This window comes from Streptomyces sp. CA-251387 (genome assembly GCF_050936625.1).
GTDB lineage: Bacteria > Actinomycetota > Actinomycetes > Streptomycetales > Streptomycetaceae > Streptomyces.
In genome coordinates this window covers 1466421-1484839 of the sequence record NZ_JBNJMJ010000001.1, presented here as the reverse complement: position 1 = coordinate 1484839, position 18419 = coordinate 1466421, and the positions used below count along the sequence as shown (strand labels likewise).

Below are 18419 nucleotides of genomic sequence, written 5' to 3'. Positions count from 1 at the left end.
ACTGTGTCAGTTCTGAGGCAACGACCGTGTTTTTTCCGGTCTAACTTCATAGTGTTTCGGTGGTCATAGCGTGAGGGAAACGCCCGGTTACATTCCGAACCCGGAAGCTAAGCCTTACAGCGCCGATGGTACTGCAGGGGGACCCTGTGGGAGAGTAGGACACCGCCGAACTCCTTTTAGAGCTCTGGCTCTTGGGCATGCAGCCCGAGGGCCAGAGCTTTTTTGCGTTGAGGTAGGGTCAGGGGGCATCGTAGGTACGTTTCCCACTGGAGGCCCCCGGGTGGAGGTCCAGGAGACCCGCGTCCAAACGGACCGAGTCCTCACCATCCCCAACATCCTCAGCATGTTGCGGCTCGTTGGCGTGCCGCTGTTCCTGTGGCTGATTCTCAGGCCCGAGTTCGGCGGCCCGAAGAGTGACGGCTGGGCGCTTCTGGTGCTGGCTCTGAGCGGCGTCAGCGACTACCTGGACGGCAAGCTCGCGCGGCGTTGGAACCAGATCAGCAGCCTTGGCCGGCTGCTCGATCCCGCCGCCGACCGGCTCTACATTCTCTCGACTTTGGTCGGTCTCACGTGGCGCGAGATTCTACCCATCTGGTTGACCGCTGTACTTTTGGCGCGAGAGCTGGTTCTGCTGGTGATGGTGGGCATCCTCAGACGTCATGGCTATCCGCCGCCGCAGGTGAACTTCCTCGGGAAGGCCGCCACGTTCAACTTGATGTATGCCTTCCCGCTGTTGCTGCTCAGTGACGGAAGTGGATGGATCCCGTCACTCGCTGCTATTTTCGGATGGGCGTTCGCCGGATGGGGTACGACGCTGTACTGGTGGGCAGGAGTCCTCTACGTGGTACAGGTCCGCCGCCTTGTCCGTGCGGACGCCATGGCCGATGGAACTCGCCGATTGAAGCGGGCGTAGCGGCTCGATGGCCCGCAGGGGAAAAGTGCGGGACAATCTGGACGGGTGAAGTCGGCTAGACCGTCGTCTCTTAGAGGAGGACGCTTCCGACATGAAGGCCGTCGTGATGGCCGGGGGCGAAGGCACGCGCCTGCGCCCCATGACCTCAAGCATGCCCAAGCCGCTCCTGCCGGTGGCCAACCGGCCGATCATGGAGCACGTTCTGCGGCTGCTCAAAAGGCATGGGCTGAATGAGACCGTCGTGACAGTTCAGTTCCTGGCCTCCCTGGTCAAGAACTACTTCGGTGACGGTGAAGAGCTCGGAATGGAGCTCAGCTATGCCAATGAGGAGAAGCCACTCGGTACCGCCGGAAGCGTCAAGAACGCCGAAGAGGCGTTGAAGGACGATGCCTTCCTGGTCATCTCCGGTGATGCCCTGACCGACTTCGACCTCACGGAGTTGATCAATTTCCACAAGGAAAAGGGTGCGCTCGTCACCGTCTGTCTGACACGTGTGCCCAATCCGCTGGAGTTCGGCATCACGATTGTCGACGAGGAGGGACGGGTCGAGCGCTTCCTCGAGAAGCCGACCTGGGGGCAGGTCTTCTCGGACACCGTGAACACCGGCATCTATGTCATGGAGCCCGAGGTCTTCGACTATGTCGATCCCGACGTTCCCGTGGACTGGTCCGGCGATGTCTTCCCGCAGTTGATGAAGGAGGGCAAGCCGATCTATGGGTATGTTGCGGAGGGGTATTGGGAGGACGTCGGCACTCACGAGAGCTATGTGAAGGCGCAGGCCGACGTCCTGGAGGGCAAGGTCGACGTCGAGATCGACGGCTTTGAGATCTCCCCGGGTGTATGGGTGGCGGAAGGCGCCGAGGTGCATCCCGACGCCGTTCTTCGTGGCCCCCTGTACATCGGTGACTACGCCAAGGTCGAGGCGGGGGCGGAAATCCGCGAGCACACCGTGGTCGGCTCGAACGTCGTAGTGAAGAGCGGGGCTTTCCTGCACAAGGCTGTTGTCCACGACAACGTGTACGTCGGACAGCACAGCAATCTGCGCGGTTGCGTCGTCGGAAAGAACACCGACATCATGCGTGCGGCCCGGATCGAGGACGGCGCGGTCATCGGTGACGAGTGCCTGATCGGTGAAGAATCGATCGTGCAGGGCAACGTGCGTGTCTATCCGTTCAAGACGATCGAGGCCGGCGCCTTCGTCAACACCTCGGTGATCTGGGAGTCGAGGGGCCAGGCGCATCTCTTCGGTGCGCGTGGCGTCTCCGGAATCCTGAACGTGGAGATCACGCCCGAGCTCGCTGTACGCCTCGCAGGCGCCTATGCGACGACCCTGAAGAAGGGGTCCACCGTCACCACGGCCCGCGACCACTCCCGTGGTGCCCGGGCACTGAAGCGAGCGGTCATCTCCGCGCTGCAGGCCAGCGCCATCGACGTACGAGACCTGGAGAACGTACCGCTGCCTGTGGCGCGACAGCAGACAGCGCGGGGTAGTGCCGGCGGGATCATGATCCGGACGACTCCCGGGGTGCCGGATTCCGTGGACATCATGTTCTTCGACGGGCAGGGGGCCGACCTGTCGCAGGCCAGCCAGCGGAAGCTGGACCGGGTCTTTGCGAGGCAGGAGTACCGGCGTGCGTTCCCAGGAGAGATCGGGGACCTGCACTTCCCGGCCAGCGTCTTCGACTCGTACACCGGGTCGTTGCTGCGGAACGTCGATACGACAGGGATCTCCGAGTCCGGGCTCAAGGTCGTTGTCGATGCGTCGAACGGCAGTGCGGGGCTCGTACTCCCCAGTCTGCTCGGCAAACTCGGGGTGGACTCGCTGACCATCAACCCCGGTCTCGACGAGTCCAGGCCCACGGAGTCGGCGGATACGCGGCGGTCCGGGCTGGTGCGGCTGGGAGAGATCGTGGCCTCCGCGCGAGCCGCGTTCGGAGTGAGGTTCGATCCGGTCGGTGAGCGGCTGTCGCTGGTCGACGAGAAGGGACGGATCGTCGAGGACGACCGGGCCCTGCTCGTCATGCTCGACCTGGTGGCCGCCGAGCGGCGCAGTGGGCGGGTCGCGCTGCCGGTGACCACCACGCGGATCGCCGAGCAGGTGGCGGCGTATCACGGGACACAGGTGGAGTGGACGACGACCTCGCCCGACGACCTGACGCGAGTCGGTCGTGACGACACGACGATCTTCGGTGGTGACGGTAAGGGCGGGTTCATCGTCCCCGAGTTCAGCAGTGTCTTTGACGGTACGGCGGCCTTCGTGCGGCTGATCGGGCTGGTGGCGCGGACACAGCTCACGCTCAGCCAGATCGACGCGCGGATTCCGCGGGCGCATGTCATCAAGCGGGACCTTGCGACTCCCTGGGCCGTGAAGGGGCTTGTGATGCGGCGAGTCGTCGAGGCGGCCGGAGATCGTTTTGTCGACACCACCGACGGCGTGCGGGTCGTGGAGACCGACGGCCGCTGGGTGATGGTGCTGCCGGATCCGGCCGAGGCGGTCACCCATCTGTGGGCCGAAGGGCCCGACGACGCGTCCGCGCAGGCACTCCTCGACGAGTGGTCGGCGGTCGTGGACAGCGCCGGCCGCTGAGGCAGGCACCACGCGCGCGTGCCGGACAGGAGTCCCCCAGGGGGCCTGTCCGGCACGCCGGTGGGGCCATTCGGAGGTGGCGGTCGCGACATGCGACGATGTGCGGCATGCCGCAGCCCCCCGTTCGGAGCACACCTACGCCCCCCTCGCGCCCGGACGCGTCCATGTCGCTGCTCACCAACGTCATGGATCACAGCCTCGACGACGGGTACGCCGAGGCCGCCGCCCGGAAGAAGGCCGCAGGCGACGGGGGCCTGCCCAAGACCCTCAGGGCGAAGCTTGGGCTCGCCGCCGGGCTGGTGCTCGCAGCGCTCGTGGTGACCGTGGGAGCCGCGCAGGCGCGGGTCGCGGCCCCCGTCATGGCCAAGGAGCGCGAGGAACTGGTCGACCGCATCGACCGGGAGACCGCGGCGGCGGACGATCTGGAGGAGACCGTCGACAAGCTGCGCGAGGACGTGAGCGCGCGGCAGCGTGAGGCGCTGAAGACGACCGGTGACAGTGATCAGGCGGAGTTGGTGGGCATCCTGGCGGGCGCCGTCGAGGTGCACGGGCCAGGCGTGAAGCTGGTCGTGAACGACGCGAAGGAAGCCTCCACGGGGGGTGACGGTGACCCGCGCGGAACGTCCGGGTTCTCGGACACCGGCCGCGTGCGCGACCGCGACATGCAGCGCGTGGTCAACGGGCTGTGGGAGTCGGGCGCCGAGGCCGTCTCCATCAACGGGCAGCGGCTGACGGCCCTGTCGGCGATCAGGGCCGCGGGTGACGCGATACTGGTCGACAACAAGCCGCTTGTGCCGCCGTACACGGTGCTCGCGGTGGGGGACGGGGAGCGGCTGAGCACCAGGTTCCAGGACAGCGCCGATGGGCTGTATCTGCACGCCCTGCAGGAGAACTTCGGGATCAGGACCAACATCTCCGTGCAGGAGGACCTCCGATTGCCCGCCGCACCGAGCGTGATCGTACGTACAGCACAGCCGAACACCGAGAAAACCGAGAAGGGCACATCGTGATCGCCGTACTGGGCCTCGTCGTAGGAGTCGTGGCCGGCCTTTTGGTCCGGCCTGAGGTTCCGGCGGTCGTCGAGCCTTACCTGCCGATCGCCGTCGTGGCGGCTCTCGACGCCGTCTTCGGAGGTCTGCGGGCCATGCTCGACGGCATCTTCGACGACAAGGTCTTCGTCGTGTCGTTTCTGTCCAATGTGGTCGTCGCCGCGCTGATCGTGTTCCTGGGCGACAAGTTGGGTGTGGGCGCCCAGCTGTCCACCGGTGTCGTCGTGGTCCTCGGCATCCGCATCTTCTCGAACGCCGCGGCGATTCGCCGGCACGTGTTCCGGGCGTGAGGGCGATGAGCAATCACGACGAGACGGCCGAGAACAGGCTGCGCAAGGAGCTGCCCGAAGAGGTCCCCGCCGGCGCGGACGGGGCCGTGGCGCCTTCGGGGGAGCAGGAGGCCGAGCGGACCGAGCTGACCGGGCGGCAGCGGCTGGTGAAGGGGCTGTGGCCGCCGAGGGTCACCCGGGCCCAACTCATCGTCGCGGTGCTGCTGTTCGGCCTCGGCTTCGGCCTCGCCGTCCAGGTCGCGTCGAACAGCGACGGGGACAGCGCGCTGCGGGGCGCACGTCAGGAAGATCTCGTTCGCATCCTCGATGAACTGGATGACCGTACTCAGCGTCTTGAGGACGAGAAGCAAGGTCTCGAGAAACAGCGCGACGAGCTGGAGAACAGCTCGAACCAGGCCGAGGAGGCCCGCAAGCAGACGGTCGAGAAGGAGAGACAACTCGGCATTCTGGCGGGCACGGTGGCCGCGCAGGGACCTGGCATCACGATGACCATCGACGACACGAAGGGGACGGTCGAGGCGGACATGCTGCTCGACGCGATCCAGGAGCTGCGCGCGGCCGGCGCGGAGGCGATCCAGGTGAACGGCGTACGCGTCGTCGCCGGCACCTATCTGACGGATTCCGGCAACAGCGTGAGCGTCGACGGGAACAAGATCAACGCCCCCTATCGTTTCAAGGTCATCGGCAAGCCGCAGGACCTCGAACCGGCGCTCAACATCCCTGGAGGCGTGGTGCAGACTCTCGAGAAGGAGCAGGCCACCGTGACCATCGAGCGGTCGGACAAGATCGTCGTGGACGCCTTGCGAGCGGCGAAGCGGCCTGACTACGCTCGGTCGTCCTCCCAGTGAACCGGCGGTGCATGGGGGACGTCCGGCGAGGGCATGAGGTTGCGGGGGGTCGGCGCACCGAATGGGTGGTGCGTGGTGGAAACTGTCTGGTGGAGACGGACGTTGTGAGGATGTCCGGGTCGGCCAGTAGGTTCAGTCAGGGTTCGTCCTGCCCCACGGGCGGGTCTGTTTCGGTCAAGGGGAATCGCCCGTGAAGTTGTTTGCGAAGTTGTTCGGCAAGAGCGCGCGAGAGGGCAGCGACAACGCGACCGCTCGTCACCGCGCGCAGGGGGACGACGAAGGTCAGCGCCCGCTGTTCAGGGACCAGGTGCCTGGGCCGGGCGGTGACATTTCCGGAGGTCAGGGCGCGCCGTCGGTTGACCCTGGCCAGTCCGGCGGCATAGGTTTCGGGCAACCGTCAACCTCAAGTACGGGTGGAGGGTTTTCCCCGATGTCGGCCCTGGTGTGTACGAGGTGCGGTAACCGCAACGCGGAGAACAGCCGCTTCTGTTCCAACTGCGGCGCTCCGCTGCGGGGCGGTGCGCCCGAGCGTCCGTCCGAGACCACCTCCACGATCTCCATCTCCGGCCTTGAGGCCTACGACTCCGAGGCCACGGGCCAGACGCCGATTCCGGCCCTGTCTCCCGAGGCGCAGGCGGCCGTCGACGCGCTGCCGCTGGGCTCCGCGCTGCTGGTGGTGCGCCGCGGTCCGAACTCGGGCAGCCGCTTCCTCCTGGACAGTGACCTGACCACGGCCGGGCGGCACCCGCAGAGTGACATCTTCCTGGACGACGTGACGGTCTCGCGTCGGCACGTGGAGTTCCGCCGCAGCCCGGACGGTTCGTTCACGGTGGCCGACGTCGGCAGCCTGAACGGCACGTACGTCAACCGCGAGCGGATCGACCAGGTCGCTCTGCACAACGGCGACGAGGTGCAGATCGGCAAGTACCGGCTGGTCTTCTACGCGAGCCAGCGGGGCTACTGACCCTCCCCCGGATGCCGTCCGGGGAGACCCAGGGAAGGTCCATGCTGAAAACACCGAGTGGCGGTGCCGGGCACGGCGCCGCCGCCACGGACAGTCGGCTGATGAGCATCGGCACGGTCCTGAACGTGCTGCGCGAGGAATTCCCTGACATCACCATCTCCAAGATCCGTTTCCTGGAGTCGGAGGGCCTCGTCGAGCCGCGGCGGACCCCGTCGGGGTACCGCAAGTTCAGCGCGCAGGACGTCGAGCGGCTCGGGCACGTACTGCGGATGCAGCGGGACCACTATCTGCCGCTCAAGGTCATCCGTGAGCACCTGGACGCCATGGAGCGCGGCGAGGCCGCGGCTCTGCCGACTCTGTGCCGCCAGCGTGCCGGCGAAACCGTCCTGGAGTCCGTTGAGGGGTCTCCGGCGGCCCGGATAGGCCGAGCCGAGCTGCTTGCCGCCGCCGGGGTCGGTGAGCGGGAACTCGAGGAATGGGAGTCGTACGGCCTGATCGGTCCGTTGCCGGACGGGGTGTACGACGCGGAGGCGGTCACCGTGGCCGCTCTCATCGCAGAGCTGGGGCGATTCGGGATCGAGCCAAGGCATCTGCGGGTGATGAAGGCCGCCGCCGACCGTGAGGCCGGGCTCGTGGACCAGGTCGTGGCGCCGCTCAGGCGGCACCGCAATCCGCAGACCAGGGCACACGCGGAGGCTCGTGCGAAGGAACTGGCGGGGCTCACGGTGAAGCTGCACGCCGCGCTCGTGCAGACCGCTCTCGGGGTGCGGCTGCCCTGAGCCGGGATGCCCGGGGGAGGCCGTATCAGCCGCCCGTTCTCTGCTCGACTACCCAAACGTCCCGAGCACGGCCTAGGGTTGCTGTGTGAACGAGCTCGATGTCGTAGGTGTCCGGGTCGAAATGCCCTCCAACCAACCGATCGTGCTCCTGCGTGAAGTGGGAGGCGACCGCTACCTCCCCATCTGGATCGGGCCGGGGGAGGCGACGGCGATCGCCTTCGCCCAGCAGGGCATGGCCCCCGCGCGACCGCTGACCCACGACCTGTTCAAGGACGTGCTGGAGGCCGTCGGCCAGGAGCTCACCGAAGTACGCATCACGGACCTGCGTGAGGGCGTCTTCTATGCCGAGCTGGTCTTCGCCAGCGGGGTCGAGGTGAGTGCCCGCCCGTCCGATGCCATAGCGCTGGCGCTGCGCACCGGAACGCCGATCTACGGCAGCGACGGAGTGCTCGACGACGCGGGCATCGCGATTCCGGACGAGCAGGAGGACGAGGTGGAGAAGTTCCGCGAGTTCCTCGACCAGATCTCGCCCGAGGACTTCGGCACCAGCAGTCAGTGAGGCGGCGTGGGCGGCTCGGCGGACTCGCGGTCCGTGACGGCACGGCCCACAGCCGGTTACGGCTCAAATGCCGGCATTTGCCAGCGGCGAGTAAGTGCGTCCCGAGGCCTGCTCCGAGGGCATTCGGCTAGCCTTTCCCCGCGGTGGGGTGCGGGAAACCACTCCTAGGGTGATTATCACTCGGCGTGCCGAGTGTGGCGATCGTTGACGCACCCCTGGTGACTGCCTACCGTCGAGAAGGCAGGTCAAGGACGGAGGTCGGCGTGAGCAGCAGCGGCGACGGTATGGCTGGGGGTGCCCCCGGACGCAGTCTTGGGGCGAGCAGTCCGTGCCCTCCCCCGAGCTCTCAGCTGCGTTCGGCCGATCACGCTGTGCAGCGACCGACGGCCGTGCCGAGCAGCGGCGGAGGGGCGGCGTCCATGGCATCCGAGCAGATCGGTTACCGCGGTCCGACGGCATGTGCGGCCGCCGGCATCACCTACCGGCAACTCGACTACTGGGCGCGTACCGGCCTCGTAGAGCCGAGCGTGCGGCCGGCGTACGGGTCGGGGACGCAGCGGTTGTACAGCTTCCGGGACGTCGTCGTCCTGAAGATCGTCAAGCGGTTCCTCGACACCGGTGTGTCGCTGCAGAACATTCGCACCGCCGTGCAGCATCTGCGGGAGCGGGGCTTTCGTGATCTGGAGCGCATGACGCTGATGAGCGACGGTGCGACGGTGTACGAGTGCACGTCGCCGGACGAGGTGCACGCGCTCCTCCAGGGTGGGCAGGGGATCTTCGGGATCGCCGTGGGTGTGGTGTGGCGGGACGTCGAGAGTGCGTTGTCGCAGCTGCACGGGGAGCGGATCGACACCGGCGAGACGCTGATCGGGCACAATCCGGCGGACGAGCTGGCTCGGCGGCGTAACCGGGCGGGCTGAGCCGCCTTCACAACCTGCGCCGAGGCGCCCCGCGGTGGCCGTCGGTGGCGAGGCTCGGCGGTCGGCGGATCAGTGGTCGTAGCAGGGCATTGTCAGTGGCGTGAGGCAGCATCGGAGATGTGAGGAACGCGCCTACGATCCTGCATCTCGACATGGATGCCTTCTACGCCTCGGTGGAGCAGGCATCCAAGCCGAGCCTGCGCGGGAAGGCCGTGATCGTGGGCGGGCTCGGGCCGCGGGGAGTCGTCGCCACCGCGTCCTACGAGGCCAGGGTGTTCGGGGTGCACTCGGCGATGCCCATGGCCCAGGCGCGTCGGCTGGCGCCGAACGCCGCGTATCTCGTGCCGCGCTTCGGGATCTACCGTGACATCAGCGAGCAGGTGATGGGGCTGCTGCGGGAGCTGTCGCCGTTGGTGGAGCCGCTGAGCCTGGACGAGGCCTTCGTGGATCTGGAGGCCGGGGGAGTGGCCTGGGACGCGGAGTCGGCGCGGCTGGTGGGGACGCAGCTGCGCGCCGACATACGGGCGGTCACCGGGCTTGCGGGGTCGGTGGGGCTGGCCGCGTCCAAGATGCTGGCGAAGATCGCCTCGGAGCAGGCCAAGCCGGACGGGCTGGTGCTGATCGAGCCGGGGACCGAGAGGGCGTTGCTCGGGCCGATGTCGGTGCGGACGTTGCCGGGGGTGGGGCCGGCGACGGGGGACCATCTGCGGCGGGCCGGGATCCACACGGTCGACGAGATCGCCGAGGCGGGTGAGGACGAGCTCGTTCGGCTGCTCGGCAAGGCGCATGGGCACGCCCTGTATGCCATGGCGCTGGCGCAGGACGAGCGGCCTGTGGTGGCCGAGCGGGAGGCCAAGTCGGTGTCGGTCGAGGACACGTATGACGTGGACATTCACGACCGGGTTCGGGTGGGCCTGGAGGTGCAGCGGCTCGCCGATCGCTGTGTGCGGCGGCTGCGGGGGGCGGGGTTGTCCGGGCGGACCATCGTGCTGAAGGTGCGGCGGTACGACTTCTCCACGCTGACGCGTTCCGAGACGCTGCGGGGGCCGACGGATGATCCGGCCGTGGTGCGGGAGGCGGCGGCGCGGCTGCTGGATGCCGTGGACACGACGGGGGGTGTGCGGCTGCTGGGGGTCGGGGTCAGTGGTCTGGCCGACTACACGCAGGAGGATCTGTTCGCGCAGGCGGCGGGGGAGCGGGTCGAGTACGCCGAGGAGGAGGGCGGACACGAGGAGGCTGCGGAGGAGCAGCGGGATGTGCCTGTCGAGCGGCGGTGGGTTGCGGGGCATGACGTGCGGCACGTCGAGTACGGGCACGGGTGGGTGCAGGGGAGCGGGCTGGGGCGGGTGACTGTGCGGTTCGAGACGCCCGGGTCGGGGCCGGGGCGGGTGCGGACGTTTCGGGTGGACGATCCGGGGTTGGAGGGGGCGGATCCGCTGCCGTTGGTGTCGAGGAGGCCTGGAGGGGCTGGGAGAGCTGGGGCTGGTGGGGGTGGTCGGGCTGGTGATGGGGCTTCGGATGCGGAAGTCGGGCCGGGGGAGGCGAAGAGTGGGGGATTGGGGGAGGCGCCTGCGGTGCCTGGGTAGGGCGGGGGTGTGCCGGGTTTGTTGCTCGCCCGGCGATGGGGTTGGCCCAGGTGGGTTCGCTCGAGTGTGCCAGCGGGGTGCCGCTGCGCCCCCCGGTGCCGCCCCAGCGGCACGACTGCCCGCAGCTATGTGGGAGAGGGGGTTCCGGGTGTGCTGGACTCCGGTGGTGTGACTGGCTGCTGCTGCGTGGGATGAGAAGCGCCGTGTGCCAGCTGGCGGCGCCTTGTGCCGCATCGGCCGCCGGGGTCGGGCGGGTGTCGGGGTCGGGCAGGTGGCAGAGTCGGGCGGGTGTCGGCTCGGGATGACGTCTGTCAGGTGGGTGGCGGCTTGGTGGCACGGCTGGCTGTAGCTGTTTGGGGTCGGCGGCGGGACGGGCGCAGCTCCGTGGGGGTGAAGTGGCTGGGTGTCGGCTTGGTGAAGCTGCGGCGTACGGCGGCGTTCCCTGCTGGGCGGGCGTTTGTCGTCGGGGTGGCAGGCCGCGGGGGCGTTGGCGTGGGACGTCGTCTGGTGGGTGAGTGTCTCGATCGTGCGGCTGGCCAGCGCCGGGGGGGGGTGGCTGGGAGTGGGAGTGGGAGTCCTGTGGGTTGGGGGAAGGACAGGCGGCGTTGATCGTGGTCAGCTGTGTGGATGCGGGGTCTTGGGGCCCTTGTCGTTCGGGGGCTCCGTGCCTGCCAGTTTGCCGAAGTCCCGGTCCGGGATTGGGGGTGGAGCGGCCACGTCCAGGCCGTAGTGGTGGTAGAGCTGGAGCTCCTGTTCGGGGGAGAGGTGGCGGCCGACGCCGAAGTCGGGTGCGTCCTTGATCAGGGCGCGGTCGAAGGGGACGCGGAGGCTGCCCTCCACCAGTTCGCTGGGCTCCAGGGGGACGAAGGCGTCCCGGGAGAAGAGACCGGTGCGTATCGCGGCCCATTCCGGCACTCCGGTCGCGTCGTCGAGGTAGACCTCGTCGATGGTGCCGATCTTGGTGCCGTTGCGGTCGAAGGCCTTGCGGCCGATCAGGTTGCGCGGATCGATGTCGGTCTGCACGGGCCCTCCACTTGGTCGCAACTCATCCGTTAGCACTACGAAAAGGCACATCCGGGTGGGCGGCCACTCGAAGAAGCGTGCGTTGACCCCGCTGGTAGGCTTGCTAGCGGCTGCTGACCCTGTGCGGGAGAGTCCTCCAGACACCATCGGAGGCGCCGAAGGAGCAAATCCTCCCCGGAATCTCTCAGGCCCACGTACCGCACGGACGAGGTCACTCTGGAAAGCAGGGCGGGTGTCGACGGCTTCCGCTCTCACCGACGGTGAAAGCCGGGAACCCTCATGGGTGACCCGGTGAAGCTCTCAGGTTGAGATGACAGAGGGGGAGGCCGTCCGGGTACCCGCGCCGTGGTGCCCCTCGAAGGTCGCGTCAGACCAGGAGGCCTCCGCAATGACCGCCCATCGCATTCCGCTCTCCGAGCTCGAACAGGGAATCCCTTTCGAGCAGCGTCATATTGGTCCCGATCTTGAGGCTCGGGCCAAGATGCTCGCCCAGGTCGGATACGGCTCGCTCGACGAGCTCACCGCCGCCGCGGTTCCGGATGTGATCAAGAACGCCGACTCGCTGGATCTGCCCGGGGCGCGTACCGAGGCCGAGGTGCTCGCTGAGCTGCGGTCGCTCGCCGACCGCAATCAGGTGCTGGACTCGATGATCGGGCTCGGGTACTACGGGACCTTCACGCCGCCGGTGATCCTGCGGAATGTCATGGAGAACCCTGCCTGGTACACCGCATACACGCCCTACCAGCCCGAGATCTCCCAGGGGCGGCTCGAGGCCCTGCTGAACTTCCAGACCATGGTCGCCGAGCTCACCGGGCTGCCGACCTCCGGTGCCTCGCTGCTCGACGAGGGGACGGCCGCGGCCGAGGCCATGGCCCTGTCCCGGCGCATGGGCCGGAACAAGAAGGGGCTGTTCCTGGTCGACGCGGATGTGCTGCCGCAGACCATCGCCGTGATCGAGACCCGGTCCGAGCCCACCGGTGTGGAGGTCGTGGTCGCCGACCTCAGTGACGGCATCCCGGCCGAGATCGCCGGGCGTGAGATCAACGGCGTGCTCCTCCAGTACCCGGGCGCCTCCGGTGTCGTACGGGACATCAAGCCCGTGATCGAGCAGGCGCACGAACTCGGTGCTCTCGTCACCGTCGCCGCCGATCTGCTCGCGCTCACGCTGCTGAAGTCGCCCGGGGAGCTCGGGGCGGACATCGCGGCCGGGACGACGCAGCGGTTCGGTGTGCCGATGGGCTTCGGCGGGCCGCACGCCGGCTACATGGCCGTACACGAGAAGTTCGCGCGCAGCCTGCCCGGGCGGCTTGTCGGGGTGTCCGTCGATGCCGACGGGAACAAGGCCTACCGGCTCGCCCTGCAGACGCGTGAGCAGCACATCCGGCGCGAGAAGGCGACCAGCAACATCTGCACCGCTCAGGTGCTGCTCGCCGTGATGGCGGGGATGTACGCCGTCTACCACGGGCCCGAGGGACTGAAGGGCATCGCCCGGCGGACCCATCGGTACGCCACGGTCCTGGCCGCGGGGCTCACGGCCGGCGGGGTCGAGGTCGTGCACGGTTCCTACTTCGACACGCTGACCGTACGAGTGCCGTCGAAGGCCGCCGAGGTCGTCGCCGCGGCCCGGCAGAACGGTGTCAACCTGCGGCTCGTCGACGCCGACCACGTGTCCGTCGCCTGCGACGAGACCACCACGCGGACCCAGCTGGGCGCTGTATGGACGGCCTTCGGGGTCGAGGGTGACATCGAGGCGCTGGACGCGCAGACCGAGGACACGCTCCCGGACGCGCTGCAGCGCACCGACGAGTACCTCACGCACCCCGTCTTCCACGAGTACCGCTCCGAGACGGCGATGCTGCGCTACCTGCGCAAGCTCGCGGACCGGGACTACGCGCTGGACCGCGGCATGATCCCGCTGGGCTCCTGCACGATGAAGCTCAACGCGACCACCGAGATGGAGCCGGTCACCTGGCCGGAGTTCGGGCAGTTGCACCCCTTCGCGCCCGCCGAGCAGGCGCAGGGCTATCTGACGCTCATCCGTGAGCTGGAGGAACGTCTCGCCGAGGTCACCGGCTACGACAAGGTGTCGCTGCAGCCCAACGCCGGGTCGCAGGGGGAGCTGGCCGGGCTGCTCGCCGTACGCGGGTACCACCGGGCCAATGGTGACGAGCAGCGGACCGTGTGCCTGATTCCGTCGTCCGCGCACGGGACCAACGCCGCCAGCGCCGTGATGGCCGGCATGAAGGTCGTCGTCGTGAAGACCGCCGAGGACGGCGAGATCGACGTCGAGGACCTGCGGGCGAAGATCGAGCAGTACCGGGACGAGCTGTCGGTGCTGATGATCACGTACCCGTCGACGCACGGCGTGTTCGAGGAGCACGTCGGCGACGTCTGTGCCCAGGTGCACGAGGCCGGTGGTCAGGTGTACATCGACGGGGCCAACCTCAACGCCCTGGTGGGGCTTGCCAAGCCGGGGCACTTCGGCGGCGACGTCTCCCACCTGAATCTGCACAAGACCTTCTGCATCCCGCACGGCGGTGGCGGTCCGGGCGTCGGGCCCGTGGGTGTGCGCGCTCACCTGGCGCCGTATCTGCCGAACCACCCGCTGCAGCCCGCCGCGGGGCCGGAGACGGGCGTGGGGCCGATCTCGGCCGCGCCCTGGGGCTCCGCGGGGATCCTGCCGATCTCGTGGGCGTACGTCCGGCTTATGGGCGGCGAGGGGCTCAAGCGGGCCACGCAGGTGGCGGTGCTGTCCGCCAACTACGTCGCCAAGCGGCTGGAGCCGCACTACCCGGTGCTGTACACCGGGCCGGGCGGGCTCGTCGCGCACGAGTGCATCATCGATCTGCGGCCGCTGACCAAGGCGACCGGTGTGAGCGTCGACGATGTGGCCAAGCGGCTCATCGACTACGGCTTCCACGCGCCGACGATGTCGTTCCCGGTGGCCGGGACGCTGATGATCGAGCCGACCGAGTCCGAGGACCTGGCCGAACTCGACCGGTTCTGCGAGGCGATGATCGCCATCCGTGCGGAGATCGAGAAGGTCGGGTCGGGCGAGTGGCCCGCCGACGACAATCCGCTGCGGAACGCTCCGCACACCGCCGGCGCGCTGGGCGGGGAGTGGGAGCATGCATACAGCCGTGAGGAGGCCGTGTTCCCGGCCGGTGTGTCGGCCGCCGACAAGTACTGGCCGCCGGTGCGCCGGATCGACCAGGCTTTCGGTGACCGGAACCTGGTGTGCTCCTGCCCGCCGCTGGATGCGTACGAGGACTGACGTTCACGGGCCGACGCCTCGACGTAGGTGGGGTAAGGGCCGACGAAGGTGAGTAAGGGCTCCGCCTTGGCCGTAGTTGGCCGGGCGGAGCCCTTGTGCGTTCTCGTGCTTGCGTGTGCTGGGAGGTCCTTGCGTGTGCTCGCGCGTCCTCGCGTGTGCTGCGCGTCCTGGTGCGTCACGCCGTGGTCAGGGCCACCTCCGTCGCCTTGACCAGGGCCACCACGGGGACTCCGGGGGACAGGGCGAGGTCGGTGGTGGCGTCGCTGGTGATCGCCGCGGTCAGGGCGCCGCCCTCCACGGCGATCCTGACCGACGCCATGGCGGCGCCCGTGGCGAGGCCGGTGATCGTTCCCGGGATCTGGTTGCGGATGGACAGACCCTCCACCGGGGCGGTGGCCAGGGAGATCTCCGTCGCCTTGACCAGGGCGTTCACGGCTGTGCCCGGGGTCAGGCCGAGGTCCTCGACGGCCTCCAGGGTGATCGCGGCGGTGAGGTCTTGGCCACCGGTGAGGCGGACTTTGACCGTGGCCATGACCTCGCCCGGCGTGATGGCGGTGACCGTGCCGGGGAGCTGATTGCGGATGCTCAGGCTCATGGGGGCGCCTCGCAGACGGTGGGGGTTTGTGAGGTTTTGGTTTTGGGCCGGATTTGTGGTGGTTTGAGATCCCGATCCCTACCGTAGTGCGCCGTGCTGTCAGCTCACGTGCGGTCGATGTGGACGTTCGTCGACTTCACGCGGGCGGTGGCCTCCATGCCCACCTCCAGGCCAAGTTCCTCGACCGCCTCCCGGGTGAGCAGGGAGACCAGCCGGTGCGGGCCGGCCTGGATCTCGACCTGGGCCGCCACGTCGCCGAGTTTGATCGCGGTGACGATGCCGGGGAAGGCGTTGCGGACCGAGGTGTACGAGGTCTCCTCCTCGCCGGTGCCGGACTTGGCGAGTTCGACGGAGAACGCGGCGAGGTCCCTGCCGTCGATGAGGCGCCGTCCGGTCTCGTCGCGGTGGGTCGCCACACGGCCCGCGTCCGCCCAGCGGCGGGCGGTGTCGGGGCTGACGCCGAGCAGCCGCGCCGCCTGGCCGATCGTGTAGGAGTGCATGCCGGTCACGATAGGGGCACCGACCGGGAACTGCGGGCGGGGGGTTGGCCGTTGGATATAACGCGATAGAGCGTCAGTGTGGTGGGTGTCATGCGATCGGGGTGAGGGTATGTCGGCTGAGCTCTCGCGTACGGGGCCGCGGGCCTCCGACGCGGACCCGGACCGCGTCGTGGATGTGCTGAACACCGCGGCGAGGGACGGTCGGCTGAAGAAAGCGGACGAGTGGTGGCGTCATCGGCGTCACCGGCCGGACGCGCTCGCCTGCTCCACCCCTCGCCCACCCAAGGTGCGGGCAGTGAAGTCGAGGGTCACCGAACCGCCCTGCATGCTCGATCCGCACGACCTCCTTGGCCTCGGCCGTCCTGCGCGTCGAGATCGCCGGGCGGATCACCTACGAGGGGCCCTGGTACGTCCTGCGCGGCGCACGCCGTTCAGAAGATGCCCGACGCCCTGAGCACCGCGCGCGTCGTCACGTCGTCGATCTGGTGCCCCAACTGCTCCAGTACGTCCGTCCCTTCGACCAGCGTTCCGTGTTCGCGTGAGCGGCGTACCCCGGTGTCCAGCTCGTGCCACAGCAGCGGGTTGGCGACCAGGGTCCGGGGGTCCAGCTCCAGGCGGTGGCCGTCCGTGTCCCGCAGGATCAAGTGCGCGGAGATGTCGCCGTACTGCCGCACGGCCACCAGCGCGTCCGTACGCACCCACTGCCGTCGCACGAGCCCCTGGACCTCCAGCCATCCAGGACCCGCTGTCACCCGCTGAGGGAGCAGGACCGTGAAGATCACGGCGGTCATGACGAGCCACAGCAGGGCCCGGGGCGGGGTCAGTGTCTCCGCGTCCAGGTCGACCAGGAGGGTCATGCCGAGGAAGGCCACAGCGCAGCCCGTGGCGAACCGGGCGCTGCCACGCCAGTGGCGGTCGTCGGTCAGAGCGGCACGCGGTCTGCTTCCTGCCACAGTGCAGACGGTACGGCGCCCCGCCGCCGAAGTGACCGCCGTCGACGGTGCTCTGACGCCTTACGGTTCATCCTTGACGCGATCCTGATGCCCGAGGCGGCGTCAGCCGGTGTGGACGCGTGGCCTGCGCTCGCGGTCCGGTTCTGCCTCGCGGAGTACCTCGCGGGTGACCGGGGCGACCTCGCCCTGGCCGAAGAGGAAGAAGCGCAGGAAGTTGGCGAAGGGGTTGCCCTCGGTCCACTCGAAGTAGATGTGCGGGATGCAGCCGGTCGTGTCGCGGACGTGCAGGAGGAGGGCCGCCAGGGCGTTGGGGATGGAGGAGGACTCCAGGGTCAGGACGCGGTAGCGGTTGTGCATGACCTCGCCGCGGACCGTCAGACCGGCCTCGAACTCGTGCCGAAGGCGCCACCGAGGTACTCGTGGGCGAGGAAGGCGAGCGCGCGGCCGTTGGTCACGCTGGCCGGCGCCCTGCCCGTGTACCGGCGTGTGGGTACCAGGGTCGGCCCTCGTCCACGGGCTCCGGCTCGGCATGCGGCCCTTGGGGACCGTGGCCCTTGCCCATGTCGGACAAGCCCTCCAGCATCCGGGCGCGCAGGCGACTGGGCGGCGGGTGTTCAGTTGTGGCCATCGGCGTGCTCCTGAGGTGCGGGACGGCGTGCGATGCCGGCCCTCACGTGGACGGCGGGACCAGCATAAGCAGAGAGTGATGTGCTGGCCCACGGATCGGGGGCTGGGGGGCGTCAAGCTTCCGTTAAGACTGTCCGGGGCGGCGTCGGCTGCACAGCAACCACCGAGCTCCAGGGCTGTTCGCGCCCCGGTGGGCTCTGTGGGATGAGGCGTGGCCGCCTCGCGGCGATGGACACGCAGCGTCATGGGCGCATGCGGCTCTCTGCCGGCCCTGCGGTGCTTCTCGGCGTACCCACGACTGCCGTTTCGCCGGTCGCCGGGCGGCGTGCGTCATCAGCATTCCGCCAGGGTCCGGCCGATCGCCGTCAGCATCGCGTCATGAGCAGGCCGCACCTCCCGGCGCCGGGCCTAGCGTCACGGGCAGGCCCCGGCCCGCCTCCCCGCGTCCGGGGCCGATCTCCTCGCCCGATCCATCTCGGATCCTCCCGGAGGCATCCCATGTCAGACATCCTGTCCGGTGACGACCCGGAGCCCACTGATCGATGCCCGGCCGGCCCGTTGTATGTTCCGGTCCGGCCGGGACCGTCGGGGTGCGTGACGTGCCTCTTCCGCACGCCTCTCGGCGACCGTACGGCCGTCGGCTTCACCTCCGAGCAGCGGCTGACCGCCACCCTCGGCCCGGGGCAGCCGTGGATCGTGCTTGCCGAGCCCGCGCTGCGTGCACTGGCGGCACCGCTCGGCGTCACCACCCTCACGCTGGATCCACAGTTCGCGGCACCGGCTCCCACGCCGACCGAGCCCATCGCTTCCCTTCCCGCGCTGCGAATCGGCTGAGGGAGACCCGACGGTCGAGCACCTCGCGCAACTCCGCTCCGTAATGTTCGCTGATTGAGTCGAATGTTTCGATCTCCATGGCGGAATGAGGTCCGGTCTGAGATGCGAGACCACCATA

16 protein-coding genes, 1 rRNA gene, 1 pseudogene and 1 riboswitch are annotated in these 18419 nt (G+C 68.6%); of the genes and pseudogenes, 13 read left to right on the top strand and 5 right to left on the bottom strand.

The annotated features are described in order from the left end of the window. Positions 1–55 precede the first annotated feature (55 nt). From rrf to ACQEV2_RS06435, 11 genes are all read left to right on the top strand, one after another. Positions 56–171 (top strand): 5S ribosomal RNA (gene rrf, locus ACQEV2_RS06485). A 109-nt stretch (positions 172–280) separates the two neighbouring features. Further along, positions 281–913 carry a CDP-alcohol phosphatidyltransferase family protein gene (locus ACQEV2_RS06480; protein ID WP_433037497.1) on the top strand — a complete coding sequence of 211 codons (633 nt, stop codon included), beginning with the start codon at positions 281–283 and terminating at the stop codon, positions 911–913. 91 nt (positions 914–1004) lie between these two features. Next, complete coding sequence (locus ACQEV2_RS06475; protein ID WP_433037495.1) at positions 1005–3500, top strand: sugar phosphate nucleotidyltransferase; 2496 nt, start codon at positions 1005–1007, stop codon at positions 3498–3500. A 98-nt stretch (positions 3501–3598) separates the two neighbouring features. Next, on the top strand, positions 3599–4510 hold the full coding sequence (locus tag ACQEV2_RS06470) for a DUF881 domain-containing protein (protein WP_433037493.1): 912 nt from the start codon (positions 3599–3601) through the stop codon (positions 4508–4510). Then, positions 4507–4839 (top strand): small basic family protein, encoded by a 333-nt coding sequence (locus ACQEV2_RS06465; protein ID WP_003988855.1) that lies wholly within the window; start codon positions 4507–4509, stop codon positions 4837–4839. Before ACQEV2_RS06470 ends, ACQEV2_RS06465 begins: the two co-directional genes overlap by 4 nt. Before the next feature lie 5 nt (positions 4840–4844). Then, positions 4845–5687 carry a DUF881 domain-containing protein gene (locus ACQEV2_RS06460; RefSeq protein WP_433037490.1) on the top strand — a complete coding sequence of 281 codons (843 nt, stop codon included), beginning with the start codon at positions 4845–4847 and terminating at the stop codon, positions 5685–5687. Positions 5688–6117: 430 nt separating this feature from the next. Further along, entirely contained in the window at positions 6118–6651 is a 534-nt protein-coding gene (locus ACQEV2_RS06455; protein ID WP_433037487.1) for an FHA domain-containing protein, read from the top strand. A gap of 41 nt (positions 6652–6692) precedes the next feature. Continuing rightward, positions 6693–7430: a transcriptional regulator FtsR gene (ftsR, locus tag ACQEV2_RS06450; protein ID WP_433037485.1), complete on the top strand. Its 738-nt coding sequence runs from the start codon at positions 6693–6695 to the stop codon at positions 7428–7430. A gap of 85 nt (positions 7431–7515) precedes the next feature. After that, positions 7516–7989 carry a bifunctional nuclease family protein gene (locus ACQEV2_RS06445; RefSeq protein ID WP_004002801.1) on the top strand — a complete coding sequence of 158 codons (474 nt, stop codon included), beginning with the start codon at positions 7516–7518 and terminating at the stop codon, positions 7987–7989. Between the two features lie 263 nt (positions 7990–8252). Beyond that, positions 8253–8909, top strand: coding sequence for a MerR family transcriptional regulator (locus ACQEV2_RS06440; RefSeq protein WP_433037482.1), 657 nt, complete (start codon positions 8253–8255; stop codon positions 8907–8909). Between the two features lie 119 nt (positions 8910–9028). Continuing rightward, positions 9029–10495: a DNA polymerase IV gene (locus tag ACQEV2_RS06435; RefSeq protein WP_433037480.1), complete on the top strand. Its 1467-nt coding sequence runs from the start codon at positions 9029–9031 to the stop codon at positions 10493–10495. Between the two features lie 615 nt (positions 10496–11110). Here the strand turns inward: ACQEV2_RS06435 and ACQEV2_RS06430 are convergent. Continuing rightward, on the bottom strand, positions 11111–11518 hold the full coding sequence (locus ACQEV2_RS06430) for a PRC-barrel domain-containing protein (RefSeq protein ID WP_433037477.1): 408 nt from the start codon (positions 11516–11518) through the stop codon (positions 11111–11113). A 114-nt stretch (positions 11519–11632) separates the two neighbouring features. Further along, positions 11633–11728: riboswitch (glycine riboswitch) on the top strand. Between the two features lie 178 nt (positions 11729–11906). On the opposite strand from ACQEV2_RS06430, the gene gcvP reads away from it, so the two are divergent. Then, positions 11907–14792 (top strand): aminomethyl-transferring glycine dehydrogenase, encoded by a 2886-nt coding sequence (gene gcvP / locus ACQEV2_RS06425; protein WP_433037475.1) that lies wholly within the window; start codon positions 11907–11909, stop codon positions 14790–14792. A gap of 175 nt (positions 14793–14967) precedes the next feature. Here the strand turns inward: gcvP and ACQEV2_RS06420 are convergent, their stop codons facing one another. The 4 genes and pseudogenes from ACQEV2_RS06420 to ACQEV2_RS06405 all read right to left on the bottom strand — a co-directional run. After that, entirely contained in the window at positions 14968–15387 is a 420-nt protein-coding gene (locus tag ACQEV2_RS06420; RefSeq protein ID WP_433037472.1) for a TOBE domain-containing protein, read from the bottom strand. Positions 15388–15491: 104 nt separating this feature from the next. After that, positions 15492–15887, bottom strand: a complete 396-nt coding sequence (locus ACQEV2_RS06415; RefSeq protein ID WP_433037470.1) for a TOBE domain-containing protein — start codon at positions 15885–15887, stop codon at positions 15492–15494. Between the two features lie 431 nt (positions 15888–16318). Further along, positions 16319–16840: a hypothetical protein gene (locus ACQEV2_RS06410; RefSeq protein ID WP_433037467.1), complete on the bottom strand. Its 522-nt coding sequence runs from the start codon at positions 16838–16840 to the stop codon at positions 16319–16321. Between the two features lie 102 nt (positions 16841–16942). Then, positions 16943–17233, bottom strand: a pseudogene (locus tag ACQEV2_RS06405) (amino acid transporter); the annotation flags it as partial. Positions 17234–18061: 828 nt separating this feature from the next. On the opposite strand from ACQEV2_RS06405, the gene ACQEV2_RS06400 reads away from it, so the two are divergent. After that, positions 18062–18301: an SAV_915 family protein gene (locus ACQEV2_RS06400; RefSeq protein WP_433037464.1), complete on the top strand. Its 240-nt coding sequence runs from the start codon at positions 18062–18064 to the stop codon at positions 18299–18301. Positions 18302–18419: the final 118 nt, after the last annotated feature.